Genomic DNA, 25,283 nt, shown 5'->3' with positions numbered 1-25,283 from the left:
TCAAAGGATGAAAAGGCCGCTTCAAAGCAGAAAATTGTTGAACAAATCGCTCCCGACGCAGCCGGGAATAGTCGCTGCCGGTGGAACGTTAAATCGAAGGGGTCAAACTTGACTGGCTGCTATCCGTGATGAACTGAGGCAGCAGTGTTGCGATTTTCCTTCAAAGCCCCTAACTCCTGTGCCGATCCCATGCGATCGCTAATGACAGACTCGATCAGTTGCAACATCTGCCCCCAAGTGCGATCCCAAGACGTTTGAGAGAGGAAGGTATCAACTTCACTCAGCCATTGCGCTGATTCATCGGCATTCTGATTCATTGCCGCCTCTGCTGCGCTAACGAACTCGGCAGAGGTATCTGCGATCGCTACCAAGTTTTGCTCCCCATAGGGACGCACCACATCGCGGATGGAGGTTGACACCACCGGCTTACCGGCAGCAAGATATTCTGGGGTTTTGGTCGGGCTAATAAAGCGTGTTGACTCGTTCAGCGCAAATGGCAGCAACGCGACATCCCAGCCGGCCAGATACGATGGCAATTCTTGATAAGATTTACCGCCCAGATAGTGAATGTTTGGGTGGCGCGGCAAGACGGCGGGATCGATTTTGACAACCGGCCCAATAATCACCAGATGCCAGTCAGGACGCGCTTCGGCAATACCAGCAAGCAGTTCGAGATTCATCCGTTCATCTATCACCCCATAGAAACCGAGGCGCGGGTGGGGGATATCTGCCTGATCTGCCGGATCTTCTGACAGGTTCCGCGCTTGTGCAAAATGCTCTGCTTCGATGCTGCTGGGAAATGGGTGGGCGTTGGGGTGCTGGTTGCGCTTGACTTCGTAAAGGCTATGCCCGCCGGTAAATACTAAGTCTGCACGTTTGAACAGTTCGGCTTCGCGCTCTTTCAGTGCCGGTGGTGCTCCTTTGAAGGCGGAAAGCTCATCCATGCAATCGTAGACAACTGCCAAGGGCTTGAGATGCCGCGTGAACGCCATCGCCATTGGGGTGTAATACCATAAAATGTACTGATTAATGCTGTGTTTTGCAAATAGCTCGTCAATGAGTGCCTGTTGAAGCGTGCTTGCCGCCTCTTCATCCATCCCTTCCGGCAAATGCGGAACAACTACCCACACCCCATTCTCGCGCCGGCTAACATCCAACCGTCCTGCCGGTTCAGCACCAAACATTGGTTCCTCGATCAAGAACACACGCCGCGCTTTTGCACACCGGCTCAACAGATGTTGAGGCCGCTGGTAGACAAAATCCCAGCGCAAATGACATAGGCAGACGAGATCGGGCACCTGTGGAAGGGAGTCTTCGGGGCTGTGAACGCCGTTGTCTGAAGCTTGGGAACTCGCTTCATCGCCCAGTTTTTGAGCAGATTCCGCTCTGGATACAACATTGCTGAGATCGTCAGTTATTTTACCTTCGTACAGGGACATAAGTAGCCTCAGATATTTAGTCGTTCGATGCTGTTTTTTAGAAGTGTCAAAAGCAGCTAGCTATCAAACATCACTGGGAGCGTTTTTACCAGAACGGTACATAAGAATGAGTTTGAAGGAAGCGTTTGCTTAGCTTAAATGAAGTAGATATTGCTGTCTTTTGCAGACTGGAAAACTTCGCTTTAAGCTTTTGTTTTTGATTGCTCTCATTAACGAAAACAATATCATTTAAGTTTTTTGTATTCTTCTGCCTAAAGGATGAGGTTGCTACCAATACCGAACAAACATAATGGCCACTTACTTCGATTCTTTTATGAAAAACTGCATAAGTTTATACCTGAAGAATTAAGCCTTTGTAAAGTTAGCTTGTAATTGGCAATACAACTTAGCTGGAATGCGGCTTTACCGAATCAGGAAAACTGTATTAAGCGGTTTGGGTATTGCGTTTGTGCTAATTTTTAATGGCCCACAAGCCAGACTTTTTGCTAAAACAAGATTACTTGGGTTTTAAGGGTTTTAAGGTATTCCTGAAGATATACCAATGAACAATATTGGTAGATGACATTACTTTGGCTCTCGTTTCTTTAACGATTAGAAACGAAAAACCACTGATAATTAACCGAATTTGTCAGTACAATGAACTTCAAAATAGGGTGAATGCAATGTATAACACCCTAACAAAAAATGCCTGAATTTTTTAAAATTTTTAATTTAAATTTAATTTGTAACAACTTTTTTATCTAATTCTAGATTATTAACGGTGTGAATTAAACTTTTTTCTGAGAGTTTTTTCCACAGATTTGCAAAATTAGACCAAAACAAATACTTGAGAATGTAAAGGTACAGGCAAGATCGAGCAAACTTTTACCCCCAAACATTAACCTCAAATTTTTTACTCTGGCCGGCAAACGAGTAAACTCTCGCTTTCCTCTATTTTTTCCCTATTTTCCGACAAAGTCTCAACAGATCCTGATAAACGCTACCGCTTGGTCGGCATTCGCAATGGGAAGTTACTGCCGGCAGCACAGACCTCTCAAGGCTTTAGGCAACTGCGGTGAGATTAACAACCAACACATTAACAACCGATCTCAACCATAAAGCTTTATAAAAAATTTATGAATCCTCCTTAAGGTATAAATTTTTGGTAAATTTTGACCTTGGGACGGAATTCAGCAGGCAAAACCCTATACTATAAAGCCTGAAAGTATTTTATATCTTGTATATAAGCCTTGGGCGGTCACACCACGGGTGTTGCAATCACCGGCTGTTTTGTCGGCGCACTCACGAGGGATAAGGGATCAGCCCCATTGGTAAGCCTCTGAGACTGCCGGTATCAAGCTTGCCAAAACTAGGGAGCATCTTCTAGGGAGCTATAATCATGTCTACGACTGATCTGGGTAATCTGAGCGGCACACACAACTATACGGGTTTCATTGACAGCGCTGATCTATCTGACTGGTATAACTTCAGCCTCAACAAGCCAGGAAGTTTCAGCGTATCCCTTGCCAATTTGAGCGCCAATGCGGATGTCCGGTTATTAGATAGTAATGGAACCGTGCTTTATAGTTCCTTCCTCGCCGGCACCAGTCCCGAAGCGATCAACGCAGATCAATTAGCGGCGGGAGACTATTTGCTACAAGTCTTGTCTGCCGGCGAAAACACCAATTATCAACTTAATTTAACAGTAGATCCTCTAACGGGCTTATCTGTTGAATCAGGGTTCTTTACCGTTGGAGAAAGCGGGCAAGTCGGCATTGATTTTCTGTTTGATGGCGGCAGCTACGAAGGAGAAATTGCCATTTTCAGCTTAAAAGGAATGGCAGCTTATAATGCCGGTTCTCCTAACTTTATTAAAGAAGCAGCACGACGAGCGCTGAGCGACTCTGTCGAGGGTCATATTGTCATTGATGACGCTAACCAAGGGGCAAAACTCAGTGCCAGTTTGCCTTGGGAAGGTGATTTTAACCGGGATGAGTATCAAGGCATGAAAACCGTTGCCATGACACCGGGTGACGAGTTTGGCATCATGCTTGTCCCCAATGGTAAGGTGCAAGAAGTATTTGATAATCCAAACGCTAACGGAGAAAAGCGTCCTTTATTTTCCTTAGCCACTGCCAACCCACTTGAAGCTTTCCAAGTTGGACAAATTGCCGATGTCACCGGCGATGGCAGAACGTTTGTTATGGAAGATTTGCGAATTGACAGCGGCTCCGATAAAGATTATAACGACATCGTATTTCGAGTTACGGGTGCGAGCGGAAAAGCTATAAACCTGAATGAAGTGATTAATCCAAAGAGGGATTGGCGCATTACAGAATTTGGAGAACAATTGCGCGTCTATATCAATATGCCGCCCCAAGAATTGCAATTTATAACACAGCCAATTTACACAGCCGGAGATATCATTACCCTGACTGAGGCTAAAGTTTATGACGACAATGCAAATTTAAGTAAGGTGGAGTTCTTACTCCAAAAAGACGGCGGAGAGTGGATGAAGCATGGTGAAGTTGTGGAACTCAGAACTGATAATGAGGGATGGACAAATTTTACCTATAAATTAACAAACTTAGATGTTGGCAATTATCAATTGAAAGGACTAGCTTATGATGGCAACGGGGCAGCCAGCAACGAGGTGATTCAAAGCTTTTGTATTAATAAGTTAGTAGAGCCGGCTCCAGTTGAGCCAACGCCGATTGAGCCAATGCCGGTGGAACCGACTCCAGTTGAGCCAACGCCGATTGAGCCAATGCCGATGGAACCGACTCCAGTTGAGCCAACGCCGATTGAGCCAATGCCGGTGGAACCGACTCCAGTTGAACCAACGCCAATTGAGCCAATGCCGGTGGAACCGACTCCAGTTGAGCCAACGCCTGTTGAGCCAATGCCGGTGGAACCGACTCCAGTTGAAGCAACGCCAATTGAGCCAATGCCGGTGGAACCGACTCCAGTTGAAGCAACGCCAATTGAGCCAATGCCGGTGGAACCGACTCCAGTTGAGCCAACGCCTGTTGAACCGCCGCTCAATTTACCGCCTCAATCGTTGTATTTCGACACTCTGCCACTCTACACCAATGCTGAAACAGTCAGTTTTAGTGGGGCGAAAGTTTACGATCCTGACGGAAATAACGATCTTAAAAAAGTTGATTTCTGGCTGCAAAAACTTGATGGTGAACGGTTGGAACTCAGTGATGTCACAGAATTTATCACTGACAACAATGGCAGGTCTAGATTTAATTTTAGGTATGACTTGAATGGGTTAGCACCAGGCAATTATCAGTTATTTGCAACCGCTTACGATTACGCCGGCAACGCTAGTAACACAGCCTCCCAAAGCTTTTTCGTCATTACCGATCTGGATGGCAGCGGACTATCCAATCCTGTCAGGTTGGCGATTGCAGAAGCAGCGAATCTGGAAAGCTATAATCCCCGTGCGCTAGCACAAACGCGCGAATGGGTGGTGTGGGTAACACCCGGACAATCTCCCCAAAATTTAGCCACAATTATTGGCGCTCAAGATTTAGGTTCTACCGGCTATATTCCAAATACTTACATTTGGCAGTTTTCTGATAGTATTGCGCCGGCAGAAGTTTCTGAACAATTAAAATCACTCAATGGCGTTGAATTTGCTTATCCGCTAGTTCCCATCCAGCTTCACCCGCAACTTGTGCCGAATGATCCGCTTTTTGCCAACCAGTGGCAGTGGGAGAATACGGGCCAAACCGGCGGGACTGCCGGCGCTGATGCCAACATTACCGACGCTTGGGATTCAGTCCGGGGAAGTGGAGTCACGATTGGCATTGTAGATGGTGATTTAGACTACACGCACCCAGATTTGCGGAGAAATTACCGCGCTGATTTGAGTCGTGATTTTAATGAAGGAAATATCCAAACAAGAGCCTATGATTATGACCCAGCACCGCCACTGAGCGTGAAGTTCAGAGGCGATGTCGAAACGCCTGCTATTGACGATAACAGCACCACTTTTTTTGAATTAGAGACGGGGTTAAATGGCACTGTTACTGATGTAAATGTGACGCTGGACATCACGCACCCCTCGGTCGGGGATCTGGATGTATTTTTAGTCAGTCCGTCGGGAACGCGCGTTGAGTTATTTACCGATTTAGCCGGCGGCAGCGGCTTGACAAATACGATATTAGATGAAGCAGCAGCCACGTCAATTACGGCTGGATCTGCCCCCTTTTCTGGAAGCTATAGGCCAGAGGGAATGCTGGCAAATTTTAACGGTGAAGACGCTCGCGGGGTTTGGAAACTAGAAATTGCTGACGATACGGCAGGAAATATCGGTCGAATTAACAATTGGTCGGTGCAATTTACCACCTCAAACCGGCACGGCACAGCAGTTGGGGGCAATGTGGCAGCAGAGGGGAATAACGGCCTTGGCGTAACGGGTGCGGCACCTGAGGCATCGCTAGCAGGATTGCGCCTAATTGCCAATCGCGTGACAGACTTACAAATTGCCGATGCTTTGTCTTATCGCAACCAAGATATAGATATTTATAACAATAGCTGGAAAACCGATTCTTTCAAAGATTTACCCATAAGTTTATACGCGATGGAATTAGCAGTCCGTCAGGGTAGAAATGGGTTAGGAAATAACTATGTTTTTGCAGGCGGCAATGACAGGTCAGAGGCTCAAAATGTCAATTACAATCCTTTCGCTAAGTCTCGCTCTACTATTGCTGTTGCAGCTCTCGATCACAATGGCAAATTTGCTCCATACAGCGAACCAGGAGCGCCGATTTTAGTCTCGGCTTATTCCAAGGGAGATAATCAGTATCGCTTTATCTCTAACGCCCGTCAAGCAATTCCAGATAACCGCACAGTTTCCTCAAATTTGAATGCCAGTGGGGTGGTAGGCTCGATCACTGATGTGGCTGTTACTTTGAATATTCAGCATCCGCGTACCAGCGATTTGGATGTGTTTTTAATGAGTCCATCAGGTAAAAGAATAGAACTGTTTACTGATGTGGGCGGTAACGGAACTGATTTTTTAAATACAGTTTTGACAGATGATGCCAGTGCTTCGATTGCCTTTGCCAGTGCGCCATTTAACAGCAGCTTTCGCGCTGAGGGACGTTTATCGGATTTTGATGGCGAGAATCCTAACGGCAGTTGGCGGTTAGAAATTACTGACGATACTGGTCAACAAGTCGGTCAACTGAGAAGCTGGTCACTTTCGATTGGAACCAATGGCATTGTCACGACTGATTTAGTGGGAACTGAGGGCAAAGATGCGGGGGATTACACCCGTGATTTTGGTGGGACTTCTGCGGCAGCGCCGGTAGTTTCTGGGGTCATTGCTTTGATGCTGGAAGCAAATCCAAATTTAACTTGGCGCGATGTACAACATATTTTAGTGGAAACTGCCCGACCCACTGATCCGAATGATTGGCACGACTTGAAAGATGAACCAAACTGGCAGACAAATGGGGCAGGATATGCGGTTAATCACAACTACGGGTTTGGTGCAATTGATGCGGCGGCAGCAGTAGAGTTGGCGGCTGGGTGGGTGCCGGTTGATCCGGAAGTTTCGGTGGGTTCTGATTTGCTGTTGGTTGGTGAAGAGATTCCCCAGTCCGTGAATGTTTTCTTCGCTGAAGATGCCAACTGGATAGAACAGACTGTCAATATTGAGGAAGATATTAAGGTTGAGTGGGTGGAGGTGATGTTAGACATCACTCACGAACACCGGGGAGATTTGATGATAGAGTTAATTTCTCCCGACGGGACGGTATCGACGCTGGCAGAACCGAGTGTTGATGAAAATAATAACTACAAATGGGTGTTTGCAACGCCGCACCACTGGGGTGCATCCTCAGCCGGTGAGTGGAAGTTGCGCGTGGCGGATCTGTATTCAAATCCTAGTAATGATCTGGGAACTTGGAATGAGTGGAAGTTAAATTTTTACGGAACAACTGATGAGCCGGTTGTGGCTCTCAGGTCAACTGATCCAATTGCTTCAGAGTTTGGCGATTCCGGCGAATTTACAATTACCCGTACAGGCAGTACTGCCAGCCCGCTGACGGTGAATTATGAGATGGCGGGTAGGGCTGAAAATGGCAGTGATTATGAGAATTTAATCGGTAGCGTTACCATTCCTGCCGGGGCTGATAGTGTTAAAATTCCCCTGACTGTATTCGCCGATAATGTTCCCGTAGAAGGAAATGAAACAGTAGTCTTGAAGCTCTTATCAAGCATCGGTTACCAAGTCGCAACTTCAGGTAGCAGTACGATCATAATTAATGAACCGACCTGGGTTCAACAGTTGGGAACTGTAGGTGTTGATGCGGCCTTTAATGTAGCAGTTGATAGGGAGGAAAATGTCTATCTTTCAGGAGAAACCTCTGGTGATTTTGGAGGAGCTAATGCTGGCGGTAGTGATGTTTTGCTTGCTAAATACGATAAAAATGGGGTTCAACAGTGGGTTCAGCAGTTTGGAACTGATAGTTCCGAACGAGCCGAAAGCATGACTGTTGATAGTTCGGGAAATATTTATTTGACGGGATGGACTTGGGGATCGTTAGGAGGGACGAATTCTACAGGTGGGGATATTAACGGTTGGGTAGCAAAGTATGATAGCAATGGCAACCAGTTGTGGTCGCAACAGTTAGGAATAGCGACATTTTATGACGTCGCTGTTGATAATGCTGGAAATGTTTATGTTGTGGGAGAATCCTGGAATCTCAATTCTTCTTCTCCCCAAACCGATGCCTTGATGCTCAAGTATGACAGCGGTGGCAATCTTCTCTGGGGGAGGATATATGATGCGGAAGATAAATTTGATGTAGCTCGCAGCATAGCCGTCGATAACTCTGGAAATATCTATATGTCGGGTAACACTCAGACAGGGTTGGACCGCGATCCATTGAAGCCAACTAATGCTGGCGAGGTTAATGCTTGGGCTGTTAAATATGATAGTAATGGCAATGAGTTGTGGGCGCAACAGATTGATAGTGCCGGAGATGACAGAGCAACGAATATTGCCGTCGATCCATCTGGCAATATTTACCTAACAGGATATACAAATGGCGATTTAGGCGGAACGAATGCTGGCGGTTGGGATGCTTGGATTGCCAAGTATGACAGCATCGGCAGCAAACTTTGGATTCAGCAGTTTGGCTCAGTTAATGATGATAACTCTTGGAGTCTCGCAGCTGATAGCTTCAATTCTATTTATATAACAGGAATCAGTATGGGGGATGTGGGGGGAAGCAATGGGGGTAGCGGTGATGCTTGGGTCGCTAAGTACAGCGACAGCGGCATCAATATTTGGACTCAAAAGCTAGCATCTAAAAACTATGATATTGCTTGGGGCGTAGCAGTAGATGAAGCTTACAACATTTATATTTCTGGATACACAAACGGAAATTTAGGGGGAACTTCTGTCGGCTCAGTAGATGCGTGGGTAGCGAAGTACCAGACTATTTAATAGAATTAAGGAGGTAGTTTTCATGAAACATACAGAGATTGCTTTAAACTTTCGTAACCTCTAAATAACAACTACTTAAATATAACCAAAGAACATGGAAGAAGATAGCCTAACACTACCGACGCATTGGAGCCTAAAAACGTCTAATTTTCAGAGTATCGACGGCCTGGAATTTGACTTTTTCCGAGGTGGGACTTTATCACTCCAGCTCAGAAACGACCCAACCAGTGACGCCATTTCTCTGCCTTTTATGTGGGCGCGGCGTCGCTTCCTCTCCTTTCGCGGAATCAGAGGTGTTGAACCACCCTATGAAGAAGTCTTCGCTCAAGAGCCTTACGCGCTTTATTGGTGGGAAATTCGTCCCTTAAATACCGATTTTAGTGGAGGAGATGAGGGGGGTGATGTAGATCCCACGTTGGCTAATCCCACCGCTCCAACTTATGACAGCATCTATTATTTAGCACTGGGTAGCAACTTAAACCCAAATCCAGTTCTACTTAGAAATATTTCAAGAATAGAAAGCAGAGATCCCAGCACCGATCCGACAATATTTAACTACCTCATTTCCCGTAGCTATCAAATTAGAGAAGTCAACTACAATTATTTGGGGATTGCAGAAAACCAACCCGTTGCAGCGGTTCCCGAACCTTCTTCGGCTTGGGGACTGCTGGTACTCGGCGCGATCGGTCTGGGGTGGATAGTGAAACGCAAACTATCGCAAGTTTTGTCGTAAGTAAAAAATCTCAGTCATAGAGAATGACGGCTTAAACGTTATAAACATTCACGCCAAAAGGCGAGGCTTACATCTTAAAATCAGACTGAATTTTCACCAGTGGTTTCAATGAAACAAGTGATTGAGAGAGTCAGAGTGTTTGGCAGTCTCTTCCTTGGCACTCTCTTGATAGCCGGCCCGACAGCCGCCCAAATAGTTCCCGATCAAACCCTGCCGGCTAATTCCACCGTCACGCCAGAAGGTGAAACGATTGTTATTGAAGGCGGAACCCGCGCCGGCACCAATCTTTTTCACAGTTTTAAAGACTTTTCACTCACCACCGGCACCACTGTTTTCTTTAACAACGCCCCCCAAATTCGCAACATTATCAACCGCGTCACAGGCAATTTACCCTCAAATATCGACGGGTTAATTCAAGCCAACGCCACCGCTAACCTGTTTCTTCTTAACCCCAACGGCATTATGTTCGGCCCCAATGCGGCGCTGGATATTGGTGGTTCCTTTCTCGCCACAACCGCTGATAGTTTGCTCTTTGCAGATGGCACCGAATTCCTCGCAAACCCTATCAACACAACACCCCTGCTAACCGTCAGCGTTCCCATCGGTTTGCAATTAGGACAACAGCCGGCAGAAATTCGCGTGCAAGGATCTGCATTAGAAATGCCGGCAGGTCAAACTCTAGCACTCGTAGGAGGCGATCTTGCCCTAGAAAATGCGTTGCTGGCCGCACCAGCAGGGCGAATTGATCTCGCAAGTGTGGCGGCGGGTCAAGTCAGCCTCACCCTAACGGAAAGCGGCTATGCCTTGGGATATGACGGTGTGCGAAACTTCCAAGATATCCAACTCTCTCAATCTAGTTTGCTGGATGCAACCGGCGAACGCAGCGGTGATATTCAAATTGCAGGCCGACGCGTCACCTTGACTGACGGATCGCTAATTGAGGCTAAAACCCTAGGATCAGAACCTGGCGGCAGCGTTACCGTCCGCGCTTCCGAGTTGCTCGAGTTGCGGGGGAATGGCCCAGATGGTTATCCTACCGGCATCCTCGCGGAAACGGAAGGAACGGGTGCCGGCGGCGACATCACCGTTACTGCGCCGCAGCTTAAAATCCGCGATGGTGGGCAAATTTCCGCCGCCGCTATGCCTGGAAGCGAAGGTCAGGGAGGTAATGTATCGGTTAACGCTTCTTCTGTCGAGCTGATCGGAGAATCAGGATTGCTCGAAGATCCACAAACCAGGGAACTTCGCTTAGGCAGCGGTTTATTTGTCTCCAGTGAGGGGGCTGGTGCCGGGGGAAACTTAACAGTTAACACCCACCGACTAATTGTGCGAGATGGCGCACAGATGTCTGCTTCAACCGTTGGCGAGAACCGGGGAGGAAATTTGACGGTGAACGCCACTGAGTTTATAGAACTGACCGGCACGTCTATTGAACCCTCGTTACCCAGTGGTTTGGGTGCAAGCGCTGCCTCCACGGGGAACGGGGGCAACGTGAGAGTGACCACCGGACGGTTAATTATACGAGATGGCGCACAGGTTAACGCTTCTACCTTTGGTGCCGGCAATGCTGGCGATCTGTTCGTTCACGCTTTTGAATTTGTGGAAGTCAGCGGTAAAGCGGTCGATCCCAGCAGCATCTCTGCCGGCGTCAGTTCAGAAGCAAGCGGCAATGGAGGCAATGTTTTCATTCAAACGCCAAAGGTTATTATTCAAAATGGCGCAGAAATCACAACCACCACAGTGGGACAGGGTCGCGGTGGCAATTTAAATATTGACACGGAGCGGTTAATTATTCGTAATGGGGGGCAGTTAACAGCGATCACTGCCGGCCCGAACCGAGGAGGTACGTTAACGGTCAACGCCTCACAATCGGTAGAAGTGACCGGACAAAGTGAGTTTCCCAGTGGGATCTTTACCCAAACGCAAGGTAGTGGAGCAGCTGGCGACTTAACAATTAATACCGAGCGCTTAAATATCCAGAATAACGCAAAAATCTCGGTAAGCGGGGAAGCGTTAGGAGATGCCGGCAACCTAAACATTAACTCCCCTGAAATTCGACTAGATACGGGAATTATCACCGCAGAAACTAGAGCCGGCAGTGAAGGCAATATCTTTCTGCAAACACAAGACTTACAATTGCGCCGCAACAGCAACATTACAACCAACGCCACCGGCCCTGCAACGGGTGGTAATATTTTTATCAATACAGATACGATAGCCGCTCTTGAAAATAGCGACATCAGCGCTAATGCTGAACAAGACTTTGGGGGGAAAGTTCAAATTAGTACCCAAGGCATCTTTCGGCAAGGCTTTTTAGGAACAGATGTTAATAGAGACTCCTCTGCAATCTCCAGTGATATCACAGCCACGTCTCAACTTGGGCCTGAGTTTGATGGCACTGTAGCTATTACCAACCCAGATATTGATCCCGCCCAAGGGTTAGTTGATTTGCCTGAAGATTTTGCACAAGATGAGATTCCAGAAAACGCCTGTGCAGCAGCCGGCAAAGGTAGTCAATTTATTAATAGTGGACGCGGTGGTTTACCACCCAATCCTAGAGAAGCGCTGAATCTTGGTGTGTTTAAGATCGAGGAAGATACTGGAAGAGAAAATGCCTCGCAGCCGGCGCAGTTAGTCGAAGCTCAAGGATGGATAATCGATGAAAATAACGTAGTGCATCTTGTTGTGCAATCGCCTAACACGACTCCCTCCCCTTCTTGGGAAAGTCCCGCTGCCGGTTGTCGTTTGCAGTCAACATCTTACCCTTCTAATTAATAAAAACCATGAAACTTAATCAATTTTTTAGGCAAAAATTTTTCAGGTTTTTACTAACCGCACTTTTTGCATTTCTGTGGGTGGCTGGGTTGCCGGCATTGGCAAAAGTTTCTCAGGCTAACTCGGTTAATACCTACACTCAAGCGTTTGGGGGGGAAGAAATTACGCGCAGCCGGCTCGATGATGCCCGTAAATTGCAAGCAGATGGACGTTACCGGCAAGCTTGCAAAACATTACTTCAAGCACTAGAAATTCCAGATTTTAACTGCAATAAGTTAATAGATGACGAGATAACGCCTGCAGAAACTACGCAAATTCTTAAAAATGTCCCTGTCACGTCGCTGAGAGTAGCCGGTTTAACTAACTTAGGCGAGCTTTTGCGAGTAATGGGCGCTCTTAAAAATTCTGAAACGGTTTTAAAGCAAACTTTAGAAATGTCTGAAAGAGTCTTGATAGATCCAGACTTCATCAGCGCCGCTTATCTTAGTTTGGGCAATACGCAACGAGCTTTAGGCAAGCGAGCAGAAGAATTAATTATTAACTTACCCAACCTCGAAGAAAATTTATCGATTGATTCACTACGCCCAGAAAACTACTATAAAGTTGCTTTAAAATCCTATGAAAAGGTAATAAACTCCTCAAGTAATCTAACAGCTTTACAGGCAAAATTAAACAAATTAAGCTTATTGGTAGAAACAAATTATGAACTTGATCTCAGTGATTTGTGGCAAGAAGTTCAATTAGCGATAGATTCATTACCCCTCACTTCTGAAAAAAATTATATTCGTCTCGATTTTGCTCAAAGTTTAATTTGCATAAATTTGCAAGAAATAGGGCAAGAAGAACGACAACGAATCCCAACGCCTCATCCCCCGATTATGAAGCTTTGTCAAGGGAAAACCCAGACAGAAAAAAGTGTGTTGTCTAACTCGGTTAAGCCTGACTGGAAGTATATTGGACAGCTATTATATACAGCCGCGCAAGAAGCTGAAAATTTAAAAGATGTGAAATTGCAATCCTACGCGCTTGGCAATCTTGGGGAATTATACGAAATAAACCAGCAATGGTCAATCGCTAAAAAATTAACTGAAGAAGCATTAAACCTCGCTCAGTCTATTCAAGCAGAGGAGATTACTTATCGGTTGCAATGGCAACTAGGACGAATTAGCCGAAAAATTAAAGAAGATAATCCGGAAGCCATCGCCGCTTACACTACTGCCTTTAACAACCTTCAATCATTACGCAAAGATTTGTCTTCTCTCAATCGAGATGTTCAATTTTCCTTTCGGGATGAAGTAGAGCCGGTGTATCGGGAGTTAGTTGATTTACTTTTGCAACCGGAAACGCCAAAACAAGAATCTTTGATTCTTGCTCGTGATGTCATTGAAGGATTGCAGCTTGCTGAACTGGATGATTTTTTTAGAGATGCTTGTGCAGATGCAAAACCGGAACAGATCGACGAAATTGTTAATAAATCAGAATCAAAAGCAGCGATTCTTTATTCTATTATTTTGGAAAATAAATTGGCAGTTATTCTCAAGTTGCCTAAACAAGAACTGCGTTACTACTCAACGGCAGTTAGTCAAGATAAAGTAGAAAAGGATTTAGAGAATTTACTCATAAAACTTAAAAGTTCTCATCTGACAGAAGAAGATAAAGAATTGCCGGCAAAAGTTTATGATTGGTTAATTCGAGAGGCAGAGCAAGATTTACAAAAGGCTGAGGTAAGTGCGTTAGTCTTTGTGCTGGATGGCTCTTTACGCAATATACCAATGGCGGCTCTTTACGATAGAAAGACTAAGCAATATTTAATCAAAAAAAATTATAATTTAGCTTTAGCACCGGGGTTGCAACTACTAAGTGCCCAAGCTCTCACACAGAAAAACTTAAATGTCTTAGCTGCCGGCGTTAGCAAAGGACAAATATTTAACAAGTCCACCCCGCTTCCCCAGGTTGAAAATGAGCTTCAGAAAATTCAAGAACAAGTGCCTAAGCAGAGTCAGGTTCTTCTGAATGAAAATTTTACTGAAATGACTTTCCAAGCAACAATTAAATCAGATCCCGTCTCTGTAGTTCATATCGCAACGCACGGGAAATTTAGTTCTGATCCTAATCAAACTTATATTGATGTTTGGGGCAAAAGTCTCAAAGTTAAAGATTTAGATAGCATCTTGCGAATTAGTGATCAAAAAACTTCTAACAAGCTTGAATTGCTGATTCTTTCTGCCTGTGAAACTGCTAAGGGAGATAAACGAGCGACTTTGGGAATTGCGGGAGTTGCGGTGAAAGCCGGCGCGCGCAGTACCATTGCTTCTTTATGGCTAGTAAACGACAATTCTAGCGCTCAGTTAGTCGAGGAATTTTATAAACAGTTAAAAGCAAATCCTAAAATTGCCAAAGCAGAAGCCCTACGAAAAGCCCAATTAAAGCTGATGGATGATTACCCTGCCCTTCAACCAATGAAATGGGCACCGTACATTCTAGTAGGCAATTGGCAGTAAATTTGGAATTTATCATTAAGACTTTCAATCAACGTAAGATTTTCTTGCCCTTAGCCGGCTTTAACAAGGGTGAGGCAATGATTTGAACACCCTGGCGGGATGAACTGCGGCTCAATTCCCTTCAACTGTTGTCTCCAACACCGCTAAAGCGCTAACTGTACACCGAGAGGCGATAGCGCTGCTTTGCGTAGCTCAAACAGCCAGACGCTAACTGACTCACACCCTTTTCCCCATGACATTGTGCTAGTAACCAATTGATGTCTTTGCAAGGAAGATTTCATTTTTACTATTTTATCTCTCTACCGGCAGAGCCTTAAATTACCCCTAAAGGCTGATGAACTCTTGTGCATAACCTACTTAATATAAACGTATAAAACTGATTTTTTATTCACTGTTTCAACTCCCTAGAAAAAGCAAATGGGTTTGCCTCTAACCAAACGCGCTGTCGGCATATTTGCCAAAATCGAAGATGCTGTTGCGGCACTGACGGAACTAAAAACAGCCGGTTTTCCCATAGAAAAGATTTCTGTAATTTCCAGAAATACTGAAGAAGATAGGGAGATTGCCAACTTGGTTAAAAGCACCGAAAGTGGCAATCAAGCGGAAGAAAACACCGCGACAGGTGCGTTTACTGGTGGGGCTTTGGGGACAGTAGCCGGCTTACTGGTCGGGTTGGGCATTCTCGCAATTCCCGGAATTGGGCCAATTATGCTAGCCGGTGCGGAAGCAACTGCCCTGGCAACCACGCTGGCAGGGAGTGCAATTGGTACTGCTGCGGGTAGTTTTATGGGGGCTTTTGTTGGTTTGGGCATTCCCGAAGCTCAAGCAAAAAGTTATTACGAACGAGTCTCGCGCGGAGCCTATTTGGTAATGGCAGAAGGCACAGAAGAAGAGATTGCCATTGCTCAAAACATTCTGACAGAGCGGCAGATTGAAGACTTAATCATCTACGACGCTCAAAGAAAACAAATCAGTGATTTACCATCAGACACTTGGATGGGGATGTAACTAACCCTAGTCACCAAAAAGTTTGGTGAATACATTAAGGAGAAGGAAAATGAAAAAGCTAACAACATTTTTACTCAGCGGTCTATTAGTTTTAACTGCAGCGGCTTGCAATGACGTGGCTAAAACGAGTTCCAATGCTCCCGATACCACTGCAAACACGAACCCCAACGCCCCAAAAGCTGAAACCGCTGAAGAAAATAAGGCTGATGCCACCAGCGAAGTTCGCAGAGCGCAAGCAAACGCTGATATTCGCGCCAGAGAGCAACGCAACAATGTTGCCGGCGATCCTTTGAAAAGAGCAGATGGCGATTTAGAAAGCGAAATTCGCAGCAAGTTGGAAGTTAATCTACCGGCAAGTTCTCTAGCAGTTAAAGCCGATGATGGAGCAGTGGTGATCTCCGGAGTTGTGCCGACACCAGAACAGCTAGCTAGAATCGAACCTTTAGCCAAAGAAATTAAAGGGGTCAAAACGGTGGATGTTAAAGCCACTGTAAAACCGGCAGTTCCTGAGAAGAGCCAGCAAAAAGATCAGAAGAACAACTAGCACTAAGGACGGTAGTTCGCGATGGACTGTTCACTCATCTATCTCTTGATAGAGGGTGACGTTATCCCTTGGGGCTGATGAATACGCTTGACAAAAAGTGTGTAAATAAGTGGGACAGGCTGGAAAACCGTGTCATGCCTGCCTGCTAAGATTGCAGATAATGGAGGAAGGAAAATGGCAATAGGTCAACACAAACGTGCTGTGGGTGTTTTTTCCCACTATCGGGACGCTGAGGCGGCACTCAATGAACTGAGAACTTCTGGCTTCCCCATGCATAAAGTTTCCGTCGTTGCTCAGGATACTGGGGGACGCAAGGACATAGCCGGCGCTGGCATGAGTGATCGTCCGGGTCAAGAAGCCGGCGAAGGCGCGAAAGCCGGTGCGGTAGCGGGTGCCGCAACAGGAGGTCTAATCGGTTTAATCGGAAGCCTGAGTGCGCTGACGATTCCGGGAGTTGGCCCTGTATTGGCTGGCGGCGCTTTGGCCTCTGTTTTAGGGGACGCGCTGGTAGGTGGCGCGATTGGTGCCGCAGCCGGCGGTTTGATTGGCGCACTGGTCGGGTTGGGAGTTCCTGAAGATCGCGCTAGAGGTTACAATGAGCGCGTCTCAAAAGGCGATTATTTAGTGCTCGTGGAAGGTACGGACGAGCAAATCCATGCGGCAGAATCGATTCTCAGCCGTGGTGGAATTCAAGATTGGGGCATTTATGACGCACCCGTGGGTAGCACCGGCAGAGGTGCTGACCGGCATCAACGGGCAGTCGGTGTTTTTTCTAGCCGCGCAGAAACCGAAAGAGCTCTCCACGACTTGCGAGATGGTGGCTTTTCCATGAATAAAGTTTCTGTGATCGCACGGGATGCTGATCGCGAGGGAGAGATTGCCGGCGTTGATGTCAAGGATAGCGTGGGCAATAAGGCTGACGAAGGCGCAACCGCCGGCGCACTGACAGGTGGTGCACTGGGCGGGATCACCGGCTTGCTAGTCGGCTTGGGTGCCCTAGCAATTCCCGGCATTGGGCCAATCATGCTAGCCGGTGCTGAAGCCACTGCAATTGCTACCACCCTAGCCGGTACTGCCATTGGCGCAACAGCCGGCAGTTTGATTGGTGCATTAGTTGGTTTGGGAATTCCTGAAGAGCGAGCCAAAGTTTACGGTGATCGCGTGGCGAAGGGTGACTATCTGGTGATGGTGAATGGATCTGAAGATGAGGTTCGCCACGCCGACACAATTCTCAACCATCGAGGCATTGAGGAGTGGGGTGTGTATGATGCCCCCAACCCTAATCGCGCTGATGCAGCCTACGCCACAACCGGCGCTCCTGGCGTGCCTTTCCCGGAAACGGTTTATGACCGCAATGCTGAGAACCTAGGTCGTTGATAACTCTAGATCCAGCCTCATTCTTTGCCTGACAGGCAGTTGCTAATTGAACGGTAAATCTCTAAAAAGTCGGATATTGGAGCTTCTAAAATTATTTAATGCTCTAGAAGCTCCAATTTTTTAGCGGGTATAAAACAATATTTTTTCCCAAAGATCAGACCATTCAATTAGCTACTTGTCAAGCAAAAAAAATGAGTGTAAAATTTCTCAAAATCACAGATACCCTGGCCAGTCCCAAGGAGAAAAGTACACAATGAAAAAGTTCATTCCATTTCTACTGAGCGGTGCTTTAGTCCTAGGTGCTGCTGCTTGCCAAGACACTTCTAAGACAAGCTCTGACGCTCCCAATTCCACCAATGAAACCGCTACCATAGCTCCGGATGCAGAAAGCGCTCGCGAGACTAGAAACGACGCGGCGAGCGAAACCCGTCAAGCTCAAATATCCTCAGACGACCGAGCGCGGGATCAGCGCAATGAAGCCGTTGGAAACCCGCAAGATATCAGCGAAGACGACATTGAAAGTAAAGTTCGCAATACCCTCGAAACTAACCTTCCTTCCAGCCAATTAACGGTTGCTGCCACTGATGAAGGTGCTGTGACGATCACCGGCACGGTTGAGACTGAAGAGCAGTTGACCCAGATCGACACTTTGGCGAAGGAAGTCAAGGGTGTTAACACGGTTACCAATAAAGCAACCCTTGCCTCAGCAACATCTGGGCCGGCAGCCAACGACACCGACACAACAACGCCGGCAGCAAACGACACCGACACAACAACGCCGGGAGCTAGCAGCACGGACACAACAACCCCGGAAGCTGACAAGGAAGTTGAAAAGGAAACTGAAAACACTGAGACCAAAAGCCCACAGTAAAGGCAAACTTTTTTAGCTTTTCAGTTTGGTCAAAACAGGCAATCTTAATCCGTAAAATCTCAAAACGAGTCAAAAGCTTGTTACTTCAATTAGTAACAGGCTTTTTTTATTCCACTTCTATTCAAAATCTACAATTTTAAACAGGTTAGAGCAGCAACTAATTGTTGAATATGCACCGGCTCATGGGTTGCCATTAAGGTTATCCGTATTCTGCTCGTGGGAACAGTGGGAGGGCGAATAGTGCCGGCAAAAATTCCCCTTTCTTTTAAATATTTTCCAGTGGCAATTGCTTCTTTGGCGTCTTTCACCGGCACGCACACAATCGGAGACTCTTGAAAAAGCGGAACAATCCCAACTGCTTTGAGCGACTGTTGCAAATCAGCCACATTTTGCCACAACCGGCGGCGGCGTTCCGGTTCTTGTTGGACAATGGCAATCGCTGCTAACGCGGCTGCTGTGTCTGCCGGCGAAAGTCCGGTGGTATAAATCCAGCTAGATGCGCGATTCCGCAAAAAGTCTATTAAACCAGCCGAACCGGCAATATATCCGCCTAAACTGCCCAAGGCTTTGCTCAAGGTGCCCATTTGAATCAGCGGTTGCCCTGTGCAGCCGAAATGTTCCACACAACCGGCACCCCTTGTCCCGAAAACGCCGGTGCCATGCGCTTCATCCACCAGCACCATACAGCTAAACGTTTGTGCCAGTTCCAAAAGTTGCGGCAATTGACAAATATCTCCATCCATGCTAAAGATACTGTCAGTGAGGAGCAGGCAGCGTCGGTAGAGTTGCCGGTGTTGATTCAGTTGTTTTTTTAAATCCTCAATATCGTTGTGACGGTACTCCAAAACCGTTGCACCGCTCAAAATCGCCCCATTTTTCAGGCTGGAGTGGTTGTATTGATCGCCCAGAATCAAGTCACGTTTGCCGACTAAGGCGGTGATCGCCCCCAAGTTTGCCAGATAACCGGAACTGAAAACAAGGGCGTCTTCGGTTTGCTTCAGCTTTGCAATCCCACATTCTAGCTGCCGGTGTAATTCCCGATGCCCCGTAATTAATCGAGAGCCGGTGCTGCCGGTGCCGTATTCTTGTGTAGCATTTATTGCGGCTTGAATTAAGCGCGGATCACCGGCAAGTCCGAGATAATCATTGCCGGCAAAGTTGATCACCTCACGCCCTTCTAGCAAAACAGTTGCACCAGGCCGGTTTTCAATTGTTTGCACAGAACGATACCAGCCGGCGCGATGAATCGTCGTCAGACATTGTTCTATCCAAGCATAAGGATCTGTTGCCACGCTTGCAATTTAAGGCTCGTTATCAATGACTTTCTCAATTCTTTCTCGTTTATCAATTTTGAGAATCGGTTTGGTGGGTGGAATCACCATTCCCATACCAAATGCCACATCTGGTAACTGATAAGCGTGGTATTCTCCAGGCGGAAACACCTGATTTGGGGTAAAACAATACTGTTTTAGATGAACAATTTGATTGGGTTCGCAAGCGGATCGGTTTAAAACCGGCTGAATTTCTTGCGGGATATAAAATGCTTCTGACGGAATGAGCGGTTCCTGGTGTCCATCACCCGGAACACTGTGAAACTCTCCACTTCCAAAGCCAGATTCACTCATACTTTTCGTAGGGGATTATTTTTATCTCCTCAATTTAGCTTTGGAAAATCTCCCGCCGACAGCTTTTGTTATAAAAAGTTAATCATCTGCCGGCGAGAAATTGCGCTTTGCCAAAACTTGACTTTACCGCAGGGGAATACTTTCAAAAATCAACTCACTACCCGGTATGCGGTTATTAAAAGCCGGTGCCGGTGGCTGGGAAAAAATAGAACTGTTGTAGGGGTTCGGCAAATCTGGTGTGCGAATAATTGGATCGCTAGACACCTGCTGGTTCAACACATCTAAATATAGATTGTGAACCTCTCTGCCATCGCGGTTCATTTCGTTTTCCAGAAAAGAGTTTTTATACAGCGTACCTTGCCCAAATAGAAAGTCTATTTGACGCCCGATGCCGCGATTTTGAAAAAAGGGTTTATCATTATCATAAAAAGTCCGTTGGAATGCTTCTTGAACAGTCGTCTGTCCTCTTTGCTGGGCATTTGAGGGCGTTGCTTCAGTGATGATCGCACCCGCAACACTCAGCGAAGAGATTGTCGCCAACAGCCCTATCCAATTTTGCAGCCGCACGCCCATAACACTCCTCCTTAATTTTTCTCACTCCTCAATATTAAACTCATCTCATGGCAAAATGGCTGAATACTTAATGTTGTGGGTTATTAATGAGCGATCTTTGCGTGGCTACTGCCGATTTAACAACGCTGCGCCAGCAACTTTTGGATTTATTCTGTGAGCTGGCTTATCAAGAAGGAGACTTTGTCCTTTCTTCGGGGCAGCCTAGCTCTTATTACATCAATGGTAAGCTCGTGACGCTGCACGCCGAAGGTGCATTGGCGACGGGTCGTTTACTGCTGTCTATGCTGCCGGCAGATACGCAAGCAGTCGCCGGTTTGACGTTGGGGGCCGATCCGATTGTAACGGCAGTGAGTGTGGTTTCTGCCTATGAAAGCCGGCCTATCCCAGCCCTAATTATCCGGAAAGAAGCGAAGGGACATGGGACAAAAGCTTACATTGAAGGGCCGGCTTTGCCAGAGGGGGCGAAAGTCGTCGTTTTGGAAGATGTTGTGACAACCGGCGCATCGGCGATGAAAGCCGTTGAGCGACTGCGGGATGCCGGTTATAATGTTGATTCCGTCATTTCGTTAATAGACCGGCAGCAAGGCGGTGCGGAACTATATGAGCAAGCGGGATTAAAATTTGAAGCCGTGTTTACCATTGAGGCAATTCAGAGCCGGTGGAAGCAACTGCAAGCTTAAATTTGACTGAAGTTAAACGCTGAAGCACTAGACCTTTTGCAGAATTAGCGTAATCTCCGCATCAAGGACAAATTTTGGCGAGACTGGCTTCAGTGCGTTTAATTTTCCCCGCTCGAATTGATTGCCGGTGTCGAAGAACTGCTCTAGAAAGCGACAGACATCGGCATTTGTAGAATTAGTCATAGTCTCACCTTCCCCTAAAGGTTAGTGAATATCACCTCTTGAAAGGCAATGAGTTCTGAGGATGTCTCTTAAGTCAAGGCTTTTTCGTTGCCGGTGATGTCGTTAGCAACGTGGAAGCGCACAGCAACGTCTAGCCGGTAAATTCTGGCGTTGAGTCCTTATTCTTGTTGTGAATGTTGGTAGCAGCGCAGATATTCAAGAATCAGCAAGCGCAAGTAATCCAGCATCCGAATATACGCTTTCATTTGCCTGTACTCTCCATCGGTTGTGAAGTAAAACTGAGTGATTGCAGGAACATCAAAGACTTGCATCGTTTGCAATCGATCAATTGCCTCCTGTTCATTTTCAATCCAACCTCTTGCCTGAATTTGGCTAGCATAGCCTCGAATATCTGACGTTAGCAGTTCGATTTCCTCTAAAATAGTAAATTCGTCCTCAGCAGTTAGAGATAGAGAAGCAATTTCTTTTCGCTCTTGTTTAGTATTTTGATAATCGACGGTTAACTGTTGTAACAAATGATCAATGTAATTTTTTGTAACTTCAGTGTTTTGAGTTAGGTGCGTTGCTTCAGTCATCATTAACTCCATAAGTGACTATTTTTTCAACACCAAATCGGTCGGGTCGTACAATCAAATATTCATTTCCTTTGCGATAGACTGCGGAACCATCACGACGATATCCAGTTTTTGGAACCCGTACTGCTCCTTTCTTGTTGAAGTTATGAGCTTTTCGCAGATATCTCAATGGCTCTAACTCTTTTCTTGAAGCATGGTCTAAAATACTTTGAGCTACACTGATATAGGTAGAGGCATCCCATTCAGCCATGTACTGCTTTATTTCGCCAACTTCTGCCTCGGTGTATCCTTCACATAGCTGGGCTAAAAATGGATCGATAGGTAGCTCATCCGACATCAATTTTTTACTCTGGTTAGCTTATTTAACTGAGACAGCAATTAATATTAAAATCAAAGAGATATAATTTAAGCTAGTTTTTTATGCAGTATTATGGTATGGATACAGTAGTAGTGATTGATGATGAATTCAACCAAAAACTAAAGATTTCTTGAAGAGCCACTTCGAGTCTTTTGAGAAGAAATTCAGCCTCTTCAACAGTAATCTTTTTTGAGTGAGATTTAGTCTTTTTATCTACTGGATGATCGACACGGTTCCGCATAGAGCCAAGTTCTTTCCAAGTATCCAAGCCATTAGGAAGAGTATGTGTTAGAACTTTTCGGTCAGTAAGAGCTGCATAACCGTCATGTAATCCTGATTCTGACGGAAAAACATATTCATAGAAGGCAATAAGAGTGAGGTGTGCGAATTGATGGAAAGTTCTAATATACTCACTAGGAGATTGATGGTAGTTGCTCACAGATTCACGCAATTTATCAACTGCTCTGTCATAATGCATACCATAAAATAAACGAAGATCGCTTTGTGATAGGGAAACTCCGTACATATTTGAAATTGTTTGGAATATAAAGCAGTGTTTCGGTGCGTCTTGTGATAGACCTAAATCCCTAACTAAATCTGACAAGTTACTCATACCTTGATAGTATGGCTTTAAATCATCCCAAGTAACTTTACATTTTAATTCTTGGACAAGATAAACAGCTAATCTGTGAAGAACCGGGCTTTTATCTTTACAAATTAAGCGAAATATTGCCAACTGCTTATGGTATGATTCAATTTCTTGAAAAGCACCGTAAGCTAATTCCTGTCGTAGAAGTGCTGTTGCTTCTGGATCGTTGTCGCTAGTATGCTGTTCACGTTGCAAGCACTCCATAAAATAAGCATGTTGACCTGGAAGCTTTGCCAATATCCTGGTAGCTATCATTCTTGCATGCCAGTCAAGTTGAATGTCAGCTAGCCAATCTCGACAGATGAAGGCAACATTTTTAGCTCCACTTACCTGATACAGTGCTTCTAGTGAATTGGCACGATGCCAAGAATATACATCATGTTCCTTAATAAAATTTTTTAGTCCTAAAACCACTGCTGAATCATTTCTGAAGCGCCCCAAACATGAACATACAGCTTCAGAACGCCAAGGTAGCCTGGAAAGCAAAGTAAGTAATGGTTCGCGTATCGATTCATGCGGTTTTATTCGGTATAGGCAAAATGTAATGTTTGACTCAGCCTCTTTTCCTCTATCTCGATTATCTAGAAGAGCAAATGCTTCTAAAAATTTTTCACGTAATTGCTTCTGCAGGTTTCTAGAGGTATTTTTATCAATATCAAGATTATCATTTGAGGAATACATTCCTATTTCTTCATTTTTCTCAAGGTCATTAATATTGAATTCCAAATTTCCCTTATTAGTCGATAAATTTAATTTCAAATTTTCCTTATTAGCCGATAAGCCGATTTGAGAATTTGTATTTTCAGTAGGTGGTTTGTTTACATACATAGTCAGCCGCTAATTCAGCCTGTTCACTTTTGGGAGGAGAGGGCACCTCGATCAGCGTATACTCGCCTTTTCCTGTGGGGTCTGTGATAACGAAACGCAAGCGTGTAATTTCCCGCTCAATATCTTTAATTTCATGAATACTGGTCTTTGTTACCTGATCTACAAGTCCAGCATGTTTGAGTTCTAGATCAAAGAGGATAAGCCCTCGCTGGACAGTTCGCTTATCTATACCCAGAATACGGATATCATCTACATATCGCACATAATGATAGCTATGCAAAATCATTTTTTTGTCGATATCATATAAAAATAAATTCGCTAAAAAATCAGAGGCATTGCTACCTTGAGGAATTCCACGGCTCATTTTAACCTGTGCTTTGTGTGCCGACCATTGTGAAAGGCATTTGCGAAATAAGTTTTCAAACTGGTTATCTTCACCACAGTATTGGCGTATAAGATACAAGAGACGCTCATGGTCTATAGTGTCATAAAAAGACACGATATCTGTTGAGGCAATCCATGAATTTCCGTTATCATATAACTTTTGAATTGACTTGACAAAGTTTTTATATTGTTGTTTCCAGGGACGGAGCATCCAACGTTTTCCATATCCCGCATAGAGATTGCCGAAAATATGTTGATTTTCATGGGTGACAAGATAAGAGTGAGCTTGATCAGCAATAACATTAACCAGTGCCTGGTAAACAATGACATCTGTTACAGCCATCAGCGACAGAGTTCTTAATGTCGCTGATGGTTTGGGAACATAAACTTTATGATCTGCTAAAGGTGTATAAGGGAAATCTTTTGCTTGTACTTGCCGTATTAAATCTTTGAGGTTAGCTTCAAGGTTGTATGCGAATGTTTTCATGCCTAACTCATCGTGAATCATGCGGCTCGTACAATTCACGGTTCGCTGCCATGCAAGTAGGAAATTATCATAAGTTGTAAACTGATTCCAAAGAGTTTCGCTTGATGTCATTGTTTATAGCTATTTTGATATTGAACCTTGTGTCACTGTATCGCTTCCCTAACCCTTAATTTCACCGTAAAACCACGGAAATGCCTCTGCATCCCGTCAACCTGAGGATAAATAGGCAAAAACTCAAGCTCC

The 25,283-nt window shown here is 45.5% G+C and carries 18 protein-coding genes; 9 read left to right on the top strand and 9 right to left on the bottom strand.

All coding sequences use genetic code 11. The annotated features are described in order from the left end of the window. Positions 1-119: 119 nt before the first annotated feature. On the bottom strand, positions 120-1,439 hold the full coding sequence (locus H6F73_RS14095) for a glycosyltransferase family 1 protein (RefSeq protein WP_190759337.1): 1,320 nt from the start codon (positions 1,437-1,439) through the stop codon (positions 120-122). A 1,378-nt stretch (positions 1,440-2,817) separates the two neighbouring features. Between H6F73_RS14095 and H6F73_RS14090 the strand changes: the two genes are divergently transcribed. The 8 genes from H6F73_RS14090 (at position 2,818) to H6F73_RS14055 (ending at position 18,698) form a co-directional block, all read left to right on the top strand. After that, positions 2,818-8,889, top strand: a complete 6,072-nt coding sequence (locus H6F73_RS14090) for a proprotein convertase P-domain-containing protein (RefSeq protein ID WP_190759336.1) — start codon at positions 2,818-2,820, stop codon at positions 8,887-8,889. 94 nt (positions 8,890-8,983) lie between these two features. Continuing rightward, on the top strand, positions 8,984-9,622 hold the full coding sequence (locus H6F73_RS14085; protein WP_190759335.1) for a PEP-CTERM sorting domain-containing protein: 639 nt from the start codon (positions 8,984-8,986) through the stop codon (positions 9,620-9,622). 108 nt (positions 9,623-9,730) lie between these two features. Next, the gene (locus H6F73_RS14080; RefSeq protein WP_190759334.1) at positions 9,731-12,397 is read left to right on the top strand and encodes a filamentous hemagglutinin N-terminal domain-containing protein; all 2,667 of its coding nucleotides are present in this window, start codon (positions 9,731-9,733) and stop codon (positions 12,395-12,397) included. An 8-nt stretch (positions 12,398-12,405) separates the two neighbouring features. Beyond that, positions 12,406-14,898, top strand: coding sequence for a CHAT domain-containing protein (locus H6F73_RS14075; RefSeq protein ID WP_190759333.1), 2,493 nt, complete (start codon positions 12,406-12,408; stop codon positions 14,896-14,898). 417 nt (positions 14,899-15,315) lie between these two features. Continuing rightward, positions 15,316-15,906: a hypothetical protein gene (locus H6F73_RS14070; RefSeq protein WP_190759332.1), complete on the top strand. Its 591-nt coding sequence runs from the start codon at positions 15,316-15,318 to the stop codon at positions 15,904-15,906. 49 nt (positions 15,907-15,955) lie between these two features. Then, positions 15,956-16,450: a BON domain-containing protein gene (locus H6F73_RS14065; protein ID WP_190759331.1), complete on the top strand. Its 495-nt coding sequence runs from the start codon at positions 15,956-15,958 to the stop codon at positions 16,448-16,450. A 174-nt stretch (positions 16,451-16,624) separates the two neighbouring features. Further along, positions 16,625-17,827 (top strand): general stress protein, encoded by a 1,203-nt coding sequence (locus H6F73_RS14060; RefSeq protein ID WP_190759330.1) that lies wholly within the window; start codon positions 16,625-16,627, stop codon positions 17,825-17,827. A gap of 253 nt (positions 17,828-18,080) precedes the next feature. Next, positions 18,081-18,698, top strand: coding sequence for a BON domain-containing protein (locus H6F73_RS14055; protein WP_190759329.1), 618 nt, complete (start codon positions 18,081-18,083; stop codon positions 18,696-18,698). Positions 18,699-18,826: 128 nt separating this feature from the next. Here the strand turns inward: H6F73_RS14055 and bioF are convergent, their stop codons facing one another. The 3 genes from bioF to H6F73_RS14040 form a co-directional block, all read right to left on the bottom strand. Beyond that, positions 18,827-19,990: an 8-amino-7-oxononanoate synthase gene (bioF, locus tag H6F73_RS14050; protein ID WP_190759328.1), complete on the bottom strand. Its 1,164-nt coding sequence runs from the start codon at positions 19,988-19,990 to the stop codon at positions 18,827-18,829. 9 nt (positions 19,991-19,999) lie between these two features. Further along, the gene (locus H6F73_RS26590) at positions 20,000-20,323 is read right to left on the bottom strand and encodes a hypothetical protein (RefSeq protein ID WP_242072440.1); all 324 of its coding nucleotides are present in this window, start codon (positions 20,321-20,323) and stop codon (positions 20,000-20,002) included. Between the two features lie 123 nt (positions 20,324-20,446). After that, positions 20,447-20,896 carry a hypothetical protein gene (locus H6F73_RS14040; RefSeq protein WP_190759327.1) on the bottom strand — a complete coding sequence of 150 codons (450 nt, stop codon included), beginning with the start codon at positions 20,894-20,896 and terminating at the stop codon, positions 20,447-20,449. Between the two features lie 86 nt (positions 20,897-20,982). On the opposite strand from H6F73_RS14040, the gene pyrE reads away from it, so the two are divergent. After that, positions 20,983-21,576 carry an orotate phosphoribosyltransferase gene (pyrE, locus tag H6F73_RS14035; protein WP_190759326.1) on the top strand — a complete coding sequence of 198 codons (594 nt, stop codon included), beginning with the start codon at positions 20,983-20,985 and terminating at the stop codon, positions 21,574-21,576. 27 nt (positions 21,577-21,603) lie between these two features. Here pyrE and H6F73_RS14030 read toward each other — a convergent pair whose 3' ends face one another. The 5 genes from H6F73_RS14030 to H6F73_RS14010 form a co-directional block, all read right to left on the bottom strand. Next, entirely contained in the window at positions 21,604-21,759 is a 156-nt protein-coding gene (locus H6F73_RS14030) for a hypothetical protein (protein WP_190759325.1), read from the bottom strand. A gap of 158 nt (positions 21,760-21,917) precedes the next feature. Continuing rightward, positions 21,918-22,337, bottom strand: a complete 420-nt coding sequence (locus H6F73_RS14025) for a hypothetical protein (RefSeq protein WP_199330613.1) — start codon at positions 22,335-22,337, stop codon at positions 21,918-21,920. Next, positions 22,327-22,671: a hypothetical protein gene (locus tag H6F73_RS14020; protein WP_190759324.1), complete on the bottom strand. Its 345-nt coding sequence runs from the start codon at positions 22,669-22,671 to the stop codon at positions 22,327-22,329. The genes H6F73_RS14025 and H6F73_RS14020 overlap by 11 nt, the downstream gene beginning before the upstream one ends. 91 nt (positions 22,672-22,762) lie before the next feature. Beyond that, a complete protein-coding gene (locus H6F73_RS14015) occupies positions 22,763-24,169 on the bottom strand; it encodes a hypothetical protein (RefSeq protein WP_190759323.1) in 1,407 nt (468 codons plus the stop codon). After that, complete coding sequence (locus H6F73_RS14010) at positions 24,144-25,151, bottom strand: RNA-directed DNA polymerase (RefSeq protein ID WP_190759322.1); 1,008 nt, start codon at positions 25,149-25,151, stop codon at positions 24,144-24,146. The genes H6F73_RS14015 and H6F73_RS14010 overlap by 26 nt, the downstream gene beginning before the upstream one ends. Positions 25,152-25,283 lie beyond the last annotated feature (132 nt).

It is taken from the genome of Microcoleus sp. FACHB-68, assembly GCF_014695715.1.
GTDB lineage: Bacteria > Cyanobacteriota > Cyanobacteriia > Cyanobacteriales > Oscillatoriaceae > FACHB-68.
This window is presented reverse-complemented; position numbering and strand designations above follow the sequence as displayed.

Coding starts and splice junctions, on each gene's coding strand:
- H6F73_RS14095 (WP_190759337.1), bottom strand. CDS start 1,439: ATGTCCCTGTACGAAGGTAAAATAACTGACGATCTCAGCAATGTTGTA.
- H6F73_RS14090 (WP_190759336.1), top strand. CDS start 2,818: ATGTCTACGACTGATCTGGGTAATCTGAGCGGCACACACAACTATACG.
- H6F73_RS14085 (WP_190759335.1), top strand. CDS start 8,984: ATGGAAGAAGATAGCCTAACACTACCGACGCATTGGAGCCTAAAAACG.
- H6F73_RS14080 (WP_190759334.1), top strand. CDS start 9,731: ATGAAACAAGTGATTGAGAGAGTCAGAGTGTTTGGCAGTCTCTTCCTT.
- H6F73_RS14075 (WP_190759333.1), top strand. CDS start 12,406: ATGAAACTTAATCAATTTTTTAGGCAAAAATTTTTCAGGTTTTTACTA.
- H6F73_RS14070 (WP_190759332.1), top strand. CDS start 15,316: ATGGGTTTGCCTCTAACCAAACGCGCTGTCGGCATATTTGCCAAAATC.
- H6F73_RS14065 (WP_190759331.1), top strand. CDS start 15,956: ATGAAAAAGCTAACAACATTTTTACTCAGCGGTCTATTAGTTTTAACT.
- H6F73_RS14060 (WP_190759330.1), top strand. CDS start 16,625: ATGGCAATAGGTCAACACAAACGTGCTGTGGGTGTTTTTTCCCACTAT.
- H6F73_RS14055 (WP_190759329.1), top strand. CDS start 18,081: ATGAAAAAGTTCATTCCATTTCTACTGAGCGGTGCTTTAGTCCTAGGT.
- H6F73_RS26590 (WP_242072440.1), bottom strand. CDS start 20,323: ATGAGTGAATCTGGCTTTGGAAGTGGAGAGTTTCACAGTGTTCCGGGT.
- H6F73_RS14040 (WP_190759327.1), bottom strand. CDS start 20,896: ATGGGCGTGCGGCTGCAAAATTGGATAGGGCTGTTGGCGACAATCTCT.
- pyrE (WP_190759326.1), top strand. CDS start 20,983: ATGAGCGATCTTTGCGTGGCTACTGCCGATTTAACAACGCTGCGCCAG.
- H6F73_RS14030 (WP_190759325.1), bottom strand. CDS start 21,759: ATGACTAATTCTACAAATGCCGATGTCTGTCGCTTTCTAGAGCAGTTC.
- H6F73_RS14025 (WP_199330613.1), bottom strand. CDS start 22,337: ATGATGACTGAAGCAACGCACCTAACTCAAAACACTGAAGTTACAAAA.
- H6F73_RS14020 (WP_190759324.1), bottom strand. CDS start 22,671: ATGTCGGATGAGCTACCTATCGATCCATTTTTAGCCCAGCTATGTGAA.
- H6F73_RS14015 (WP_190759323.1), bottom strand. CDS start 24,169: ATGTATGTAAACAAACCACCTACTGAAAATACAAATTCTCAAATCGGC.
- H6F73_RS14010 (WP_190759322.1), bottom strand. CDS start 25,151: ATGACATCAAGCGAAACTCTTTGGAATCAGTTTACAACTTATGATAAT.